Annotated in this window: 8 protein-coding genes and 2 pseudogenes; 6 read left to right on the forward strand and 4 right to left on the reverse strand. The window is 50.4% G+C overall.

Annotated elements, in window-relative coordinates; all coding sequences use genetic code 11:
- From F7Q90_RS28170 to F7Q90_RS23615, 4 genes are all read left to right on the forward strand, one after another.
- A partial coding sequence (locus F7Q90_RS28170) for a hypothetical protein (RefSeq protein ID WP_211369704.1) occupies positions 1-395 on the forward strand: 395 nt, incomplete at its 5' end.
- Complete coding sequence (locus F7Q90_RS23605; protein ID WP_006121522.1) at positions 392-727, forward strand: hypothetical protein; 336 nt, start codon at positions 392-394, stop codon at positions 725-727. The genes F7Q90_RS28170 and F7Q90_RS23605, both read left to right, overlap by 4 nt.
- 614 nt (positions 728-1,341) lie before the next feature.
- Positions 1,342-1,758, forward strand: coding sequence for a secondary thiamine-phosphate synthase enzyme YjbQ (locus F7Q90_RS23610; RefSeq protein ID WP_006121521.1), 417 nt, complete (start codon positions 1,342-1,344; stop codon positions 1,756-1,758).
- 2 nt (positions 1,759-1,760) lie between these two features.
- Positions 1,761-2,084 (forward strand): MmcQ/YjbR family DNA-binding protein, encoded by a 324-nt coding sequence (locus tag F7Q90_RS23615; protein WP_006121520.1) that lies wholly within the window; start codon positions 1,761-1,763, stop codon positions 2,082-2,084.
- Positions 2,085-2,122: 38 nt separating this feature from the next.
- Here the strand turns inward: F7Q90_RS23615 and F7Q90_RS23620 are convergent, their stop codons facing one another.
- Both F7Q90_RS23620 and uvrA read right to left on the reverse strand, forming a co-directional pair.
- Positions 2,123-3,187, reverse strand: a complete 1,065-nt coding sequence (locus F7Q90_RS23620) for an NAD(P)-dependent alcohol dehydrogenase (protein WP_006121519.1) — start codon at positions 3,185-3,187, stop codon at positions 2,123-2,125.
- A 409-nt stretch (positions 3,188-3,596) separates the two neighbouring features.
- Entirely contained in the window at positions 3,597-6,425 is a 2,829-nt protein-coding gene (gene uvrA, locus F7Q90_RS23630; protein WP_006121518.1) for an excinuclease ABC subunit UvrA, read from the reverse strand.
- A 224-nt stretch (positions 6,426-6,649) separates the two neighbouring features.
- Between uvrA and ssb1 the strand changes: the two genes are divergently transcribed.
- A complete protein-coding gene (ssb1, locus tag F7Q90_RS23635) occupies positions 6,650-7,192 on the forward strand; it encodes a single-stranded DNA-binding protein SSB1 (RefSeq protein ID WP_006121517.1) in 543 nt (180 codons plus the stop codon).
- A gap of 296 nt (positions 7,193-7,488) precedes the next feature.
- On the opposite strand, the gene F7Q90_RS23640 is transcribed toward ssb1, so the two are convergent.
- A complete protein-coding gene (locus F7Q90_RS23640; RefSeq protein WP_044242942.1) occupies positions 7,489-7,959 on the reverse strand; it encodes a hypothetical protein in 471 nt (156 codons plus the stop codon).
- Between the two features lie 204 nt (positions 7,960-8,163).
- Between F7Q90_RS23640 and F7Q90_RS23645 the strand changes: the two are divergent.
- Positions 8,164-8,307 (forward strand): annotated as a pseudogene (locus F7Q90_RS23645) (tyrosine-type recombinase/integrase); the annotation flags it as partial.
- Between the two features lie 14 nt (positions 8,308-8,321).
- Here F7Q90_RS23645 and F7Q90_RS23650 read toward each other — a convergent pair.
- Positions 8,322-8,470, reverse strand: a pseudogene (locus F7Q90_RS23650) (IS630 family transposase); the annotation flags it as partial.

Genomic DNA, 8,470 nt, shown 5'->3' on the forward strand with positions numbered 1-8,470 from the left:
GCCTTGTTGTAGTTGCACCAGTTGGTGATTTTGAATTTCTGCTTAGCCACGGAACTGCCTGCATTATCAGGATTATGCGTGATCTGATCCTGCAACTCAGCAAAAGTTCGATTTATTCAACAAAGCCGACAAAGTACATGGGCAATATTTTTGGTGCACTGTGCTGCTACGAAGGGGATGAAACTGACATCAATGTGCAGAAGGATTCTTACTGCGAAAATCGTAAAAACTCATGGGAATACCGGACAAAATTTATGCATAAACTCCTGCGACTGGATTATGACCAGATGGAATCCTTCCTAGATGAACTGGACGCAATCCTGTTACCCGAACGCGAAATTCTTCAGTCGAAGCTTAACCATAAAATTGACCATTACCAGAGGGGGTATGTATGAATCTTTCAGGAAGCGTGACCATTGAAGTGTATGACAAAAATGGCGAAGAGATTGAGGTCCTTGACATCAGAGCCTCTGAGTTTGGCCTTGAGGAATCAGGAACGCGTAACTATGACGGAGATCGTGCTTACCGGGGTCTGTACATCTACTTCAACAGCGAATATGGCTTTGATGTGCTGGCAGAAGCCGAGGAAATGAACCACTCCATTACTGATTTTGGTATCAACCTGCGCCAGCACAGTAGCGAGTATCGACTCAGTATGGATTCAGACGATCTTGAAGCCAACCCGACAGACGCTGACGTGGAGTACGACGAAGACGACTGGCGGTAATCCTGATAGTAAATACCCGGCCAGCGTCGTGGCCGGGTATGACTGCAACAGCATCGCGAAGCAGGCGAAAGCCATATTTCAGTCCTGTGTTGACTTATGTCCGATAAGCACATGGATGTATTCATCTCCGATGGAGGTTCCTGACTGTACGGCCTTAGCATCAGTCTGCCGGCGGCTTATTCGGTGATTGCCCCAAGTTTTTTCATGCTCTCGCGTAGCTCAGCATTAATTGTTTGATTTCTTCCATTTTAGAAATCATCTTTCATGATGAGACATTAATAGTGTTCCCTGTCGTTTTTGCTTCATATACACATAATGCTTCCCTTGAGCAATAACATGATTAAGTCAACGGAAGTATGGCATTTGGGGTCGACTACCTCCGCTCTCTTTGGGGGGCCAACAGTATTATCTGGAACAATACGGTGTCACGGTGGCTTTGTTGAATAATAGGTAATCATTCTGTTTTGTCTGCACTGTTTTGGTAGAAAACGCTGATGCCAGACAGAACACCGTCATACGCAAGCATGTAATGCATTGATTTTATGTTATCTGAAACAACCGTTTTCATAGTACCACAGCATAAAATCCATTTATTCAACAAAGCCGAAAAAAGTATGTGGTATCAACAAACGTTGACCTTAAGCGCAAAATCGCGAGGTTTTCACCTCGTAACGGAAGAGATTGTGCAACAGTTGCCCGCACTCCGTGATATCCACACCGGATTACTCCATTTGCTGTTGCAGCATACGTCGGCCTCACTGACGCTGAATGAAAACTGCGATCCGACAGTGCGGAGCGACATGGAACAACACTTTATGCGCCATGTCCCGGAAGCGGCTCCTTATCAACACGATTACGAAGGCCGTGACGACATGCCCGCCCACATTAAGTCGTCCACGCTGGGCGTTTCACTGATGCTACCGGTGCAGCGTGGACAGCTGGTACTGGGCACCTGGCAGGGCATTTGGCTGGGGGAACATCGTATTCATTGCGGAGCCCGACGTATTGTGGCGACCTTACAAGGGGAATGAGTATGAATAATTCGGACTTACTGACGTACTGCATGAGCAAACCCGGCGCAGAGCAGAGCGTTCACAGCGACTGGAAAGCTACGCAGATCAAGAGCAACGGCGTGCTGTTTGCCATGGTGCATGAAGTCAAAGGGCGTCCGGCGGTGTCGCTCAAATCCTCGCCCGCGCTGGCTGAACTGATGCGGGATGAGCACAGCGATGTGTTTCCCAGTGAACATCTGAATAAATCACACTGGAACACGCTGTTTTTAGACGGCACGCTGAAAGATTCGCAAATTTACTATCTGGTGGATGCCTCTTTTCAGCAGGCAGATACCGGGCGGTAACGGCCCTTTCCCGGCGTGGGAAAGGGCACAGGACAGGATTATGCCACCGCGTTTTTACGCAGCGTATCGATATCAATGACAAAGCGATATTTTACATCGCTCTTCAGCATACGTTCGTAAGCCTCGTTGATCTGATCCATGGCGATCAGCTCAATATCTGACGTGATGCCGTGTTTGCCACAGAAATCCAGCATCTCCTGGGTTTCAGCGATACCGCCAATCAGCGAGCCAGCGATGCTGCGGCGTTTAAAGATCAAATTGAAAACCTGTGGCGCGGGATGATCGTGTTCAGGCGCGCCGACCAGAGTCATATTGCCGTCACGCTTCAGCAAGGTGATAAACGGATTAAGGTCGTGTTGCGCCGCCACTGTGTTAAGAATGAAGTCAAAACTGTTGGCATGTTGCGCCATCTGGTCGGCATCTTTCGAAATGACCACTTCGTCTGCGCCCAGACGTTTTCCGTCTTCGATTTTTGACGGTGAGGTGGTGAATAACACGACATGCGCGCCCATCGCGTGAGCAATTTTTACGCCCATGTGCCCCAGGCCACCCAGCCCCACGATCCCGACTTTTTTACCCGGGCCGACATTCCAGTGACGCAGCGGTGAATAGGTGGTGATACCGGCACACAGCAGCGGTGCCACACCGGCCAGCTCCAGGTTTTCTGGAACGCGCAGCACAAAGCTTTCATCCACTACCATAGAGGTGGAGTAACCACCGTAGGTGATAGCCCCTGTCTGGCGATCCTGACCGTTATACGTGCCGACAAAGCCATTTTCACAGTACTGCTCCAGGCCTTCCTGACAACTTGGGCAGCTGCGGCAGGAATCAACCATACAGCCAACGCCGACCAGGTCGCCGACTTTGTACTTCTGCGTCTCGGGGCCGACTGCGGTCACGCGGCCAACAATCTCGTGTCCCGGAACCACAGGAAAAATGGTGTTTTTCCACTCATTGCGCGCCTGATGCAAGTCAGAATGACAAACGCCACAAAACAGCACGTCAAGCTGTACGTCATGAGCACGAAGCTCACGCGGTTTGAAATCAAACGGTGCCAGTTTGGACTTTGCATCCTGAGCAGCATACGCATGGGTAATGTTCATGGTGTCTCCAGTTAAAGTGTGTCGTGATTTTTCGAACAACGCCGCAGCATAACGCGCGCAGCAAGAAGGTGACGCCAGGGGCGTACCAAAGGGGAACGAATTAAGGATAGTCAGGGGAGAGAAAAGCGTATATGCCTATATGTGTCTGAATCTTGCCTGATCCTGCATTTTTCAGGGTAAATTGGGCTTTGTTGAATAAATGGATTTTATGCTGTGGTACTATGAAAACGGTTGTTTCAGATAACATAAAATCAATGCGTTACATGCTTGCGTATGACGGTGTTCTGTCTGGCATCAGCGTTTTCTACCAAAACAGTGCAGACAAAACAGAATGATTACCTACTATTCAACAAAGCCGGTAAATTGTGCAATCCCTGTAAGAAGGCCCGCGTGATGCGGGCCTGCAATTTTATTTTTTCAACAAGGGTTTAAGGAAGCGGGCCGTATGTGATTTTTCACATTCGGACACGGTTTCTGGCGTGCCTGCCACCAGAATTTCACCGCCGCCACTGCCGCCTTCCGGCCCCAGGTCGACAATCCAGTCCGCCGTTTTCACGACGTCGAGGTTGTGCTCAATGACCACGATGGTGTTGCCCTGATCGCGCAGTTGATGCAGCACTTCGAGCAGTTGCTGGATATCGGCAAAATGTAACCCGGTGGTGGGCTCATCCAGAATATACAACGTCTGTCCCGTGCCGCGCTTCGACAGCTCACGCGCCAGCTTGACGCGCTGCGCTTCACCACCGGACAGGGTGGTGGCCGACTGACCCAGGCGGATATAGGACAATCCAACGTCCATCAGCGTTTGCAGCTTACGCGCCAGGGCAGGAACGGCATCAAAGAACTCACGCGCTTCCTCGATCGTCATTTCCAGCACTTCGTGAATGCTTTTGCCTTTGTATTTAATCTCCAGCGTTTCACGGTTATAGCGTTTGCCTTTGCACTGATCGCACGGCACATAAATATCCGGCAGGAAGTGCATTTCTACTTTTAGCACGCCGTCGCCCTGACAGGCCTCACAACGTCCGCCACGCACGTTAAAGCTGAAACGGCCTGGGTTATAACCACGTGAACGTGATTCAGGCACGCCGGCAAACAGCTCACGAACCGGCGTAAAAATACCGGTGTAGGTGGCCGGGTTAGAGCGCGGCGTGCGGCCGATAGGGCTCTGGTCGATATCGATGACTTTATCGAAGTGCTCCAGACCGGCGACATCGCGATACGGTGCTGGCTCAGCAATGGTGGCCCCGTTCAGCGCGCGCTGGGCAATCGGGAACAGCGTATCGTTGATCAGCGTCGACTTGCCTGACCCGGACACGCCGGTGATGCAGGTAAACAGGCCAACAGGCAGCGTTAAGGTGACGTCCTTCAGGTTGTTACCGCGCGCACCCGTAATTTTCAGGACCTTCGAGGGATCGCCCTTCACGCGCGTTTCAGGCACGGCGATTTCGCGTTTGCCGCTGAGGAACTGGCCGGTCAGCGAAGCTTCTTCCGCCATAATCTGCTCAACCGTACCTTCCGCGACGATAGCGCCGCCGTGCACGCCCGCGCCGGGACCGATATCGATCACGTGGTCGGCGGCGCGAATCGCGTCTTCATCGTGCTCGACCACAATCACGGTATTACCCAGATCGCGCAGGTGAATCAGCGTGCCCAGCAGGCGCTCGTTATCGCGCTGGTGCAGGCCGATTGACGGTTCATCCAGTACGTACATCACGCCGACCAGACCGGCGCCAATCTGGCTTGCCAGACGGATGCGCTGGGCTTCACCGCCCGACAATGTTTCTGCAGAACGCGACATCGACAGGTAGTTCAGGCCGACATTGACCAGAAAACTCAGGCGATCGCCGATCTCTTTCAGCACTTTTTCCGCGATTTTAGCCCGCTGACCACTGAGTTTCAGATTTTCAAAAAACGCCATGGCATGACCGATGCTCATGTCTGAAATGGTCGGCAGCGTGGTGTTTTCGACATAGACGTGGCGCGCTTCACGACGCAGACGCGTGCCTTCACAGCTGGCGCAGGCGCGATTGCTGATAAATTTCGCCAGTTCTTCGCGTACCGCTGAGGATTCCGTCTCTTTATAACGGCGCTCCATATTGTTCAGCACGCCTTCGAACGGATGGCGGCGCACGGAGGTGTCGCCACGGTCATTAATATATTTAAATTCAATCGTTTCTTTGCCGGAACCGTACAGAATGACTTTCTGCACGCTGTCCTTGAGGCTGTTAAACGGCGCTTCTATATCGAAGTCGAGATGATCGGCGAGTGAGCGCAGCATCTGGAAGTAATAGAAGTTACGACGGTCCCAGCCACGGATGGCGCCGCCAGCCAGCGACAGCTCTGCATTTTGCACTACGCGATCGGGATCGAAATATTGCTGCACACCCAGACCGTCACAGGTCGGGCAGGCACCGGCGGGGTTGTTAAACGAAAACAGGCGCGGTTCCAGCTCACTCATGCTGTATCCGCAAACCGGACAGGCAAAGTTCGCGGAGAAGAGCAACTCTTCTGCCGCGCTGTCGTCCATATCGGCCACAATCGCGGTACCGCCAGAGAGTTCCAGCGCCGTTTCAAAGGATTCCGCCAGGCGTGTCGCCAGATCATCGCGGACTTTAAAGCGATCGATAACCACTTCAATGGTGTGTTTTTTCTGCAGTTCCAGCTTAGGGGGATCGGAAAGATCGCACACTTCGCCGTCGATCCGGGCGCGGATGTAGCCCTGCGTCGCCAGGTTTTCCAGCGTTTTGGTATGTTCACCTTTGCGATCTTTCACGACCGGTGCCAGCAGCATCAGACGACGGCCTTCGGGCTGTTCAAGCACCTGATCGACCATCTGGCTCACTGTCTGAGCAGCCAGCGGGACATCATGGTCCGGGCAGCGCGGTTCACCCACGCGGGCAAACAGCAGGCGCAGATAATCGTGAATCTCCGTAATCGTGCCTACCGTCGATCGCGGATTATGCGAGGTCGACTTTTGCTCAATGGAGATGGCCGGCGACAAACCCTCAATATGATCGACGTCAGGCTTCTCCATCAAAGACAGAAACTGGCGCGCATAGGCAGAGAGCGACTCCACATAGCGGCGTTGACCTTCCGCATACAGCGTATCAAACGCCAAAGAGGATTTACCGGACCCGGAAAGGCCAGTAACCACAATGAGTTTGTCGCGAGGGATGGTCAGGTTGATGTTTTTCAAATTATGGGTGCGGGCACCACGAACTTCGATCTTATCCATTCACCTTTCCCGGATTAGCTGCACTCACCGCGCCCTGTGACACGGCCAGAATAAACGCATCATTATGGCACAAAAAATAGACTGAATAAATATCCAGTAGTTTTTTGCTTTTTTCCGGCGAATGATTAAAAATGGAACACCGCTCGAAACTGGGAAACCAGGCGCGGGACGTGTTAGAATTGATCGTTTAGAGTTGACGTAATCATTCATCGGGAGACAGCAACATGGCCAGTCGTGGCGTTAACAAAGTGATTCTTGTCGGGAATCTGGGTCAGGATCCGGAAGTTCGTTACATGCCAAATGGTGGCGCTGTCGCCAACATTACGCTGGCTACCTCTGAGAGCTGGCGCGACAAGCAGACCGGTGAAAATAAAGAGATCACCGAATGGCACCGTGTCGTGCTGTTTGGCAAACTGGCGGAAGTGGCGGGCGAATACCTGCGTAAAGGTTCTCAGGTGTATATTGAAGGCCAGCTGCGCACCCGTAAATGGCAGGATCAGGGCGGTCAGGAACGTTACACCACGGAGGTGGTTGTCAACGTGGGCGGCACCATGCAGATGCTGGGTGGACGTCAGCAGGGCGGTAACGCGCCAGCAGGCGGCGGTCAGGGCAACAACAACGGTTGGGGCCAGCCTCAGCAACCGCAGCAGGGCAATAACAACCAGTTCAGCGGCGGCGCACAGTCTCGTCCGCAGCAGCAGCCCAGCGCTCCGGCCAGCAACAATAACGAACCGCCGATGGATTTTGACGACGACATTCCGTTCTGACATTTACCTGCCATTATTTAGTAAAATAATAAATCATATATCCCTGTTATTACAGGGATTTTTTTATTTACATTATTGGAAAAAGTAAAAATTATTTTTTGAAGTTTTTAGGATATTGACTACCTTATAATTATGGCTTTGTTGAATAATAGGTAATCATTCTGTTTTGTCTGCACTGTTTTGGTAGAAAACGCTGATGCCAGACAGAACACCGTCATACGCAAGCATGTAACGCATTGATTTTATGTTATCTGAAACAACCGTTTTCATAGTACCACAGCATAAAATCCATTTATTCAACAAAGCCTATCCTGATTAGTAGTATTTAAGATATGCATCGCAAACCAACGAAGATAGGTAGCAAATGTTGTCAGTCGAGAGTATTGCGTTCCATTATTAACAGTTTCAGTAGACTTTAGAATATTTTCTTGGGCATGACATGGGTCGGGAAGTACCATTAATAACCTTTTTTCTTGCCTGCGCTGAGAAAAATCTCTTAAATCATCCAACTCATTCGCCTTGAGGAATTCCAAATTCAAAAATCTCTGCTCAAGGCAAATATTACGGCACTTAAGAAAGTGCAATAGTAGAACTAAGTTGCCGGCTGCGGCCACCATAGTTGCAAAAGCATCCCCCCGATTACGCATCTGAGTTGTGAGAAATAGATTGGTGTAATACTCGGGAAGGTTAGAAGAACGATCCACCACTAAACAGTAGCGCTCTCCACTATCTATTACAAATGCATTAACACTGAAGTTCTTGTCCATGTAACACCACAGAATTTTGACATAATTATAGGCTTTGTTGAATAAATGGATTTTATGCTGTGGTACTATGAAAACGGTTGTTTCAGATAACATAAAATCAATGCATTACATGCTTGCGTATGACGGTGTTCTGTCTGGCATCAGCGTTTTCTACCAAAACAGTGCAGACAAAACAGAATGATTACCTATTATTCAACAAAGCCTGTGCAACGACGTAATCGTCTTATGATATTGCTTCTTTATTATTTGGGCATACGTGGTGGTGAGTTACTCAATATTAGAATAAGGGATATAGATTTTGGTGCTAACAGGCTCAAGATCGTTAGGCGAGCTGATGAACTAAATAACTGATCCTAATACCGCTACACTTTAGCCAGCCCATGTTTTCCCCCGGGGAATGGGCTGACGGTATTCATAAAGTGATGGACCTTTTTCAACAGTTGCCACATTGAACTGCACTGGTGATTTCGGGTTATTGTCTCATGAAGCGCCTGCCACAACCGTTCGACAT

The sequence above is a fragment of the Pantoea stewartii subsp. stewartii genome (assembly GCF_008801695.1).
Classification (GTDB): domain Bacteria; phylum Pseudomonadota; class Gammaproteobacteria; order Enterobacterales; family Enterobacteriaceae; genus Pantoea; species Pantoea stewartii.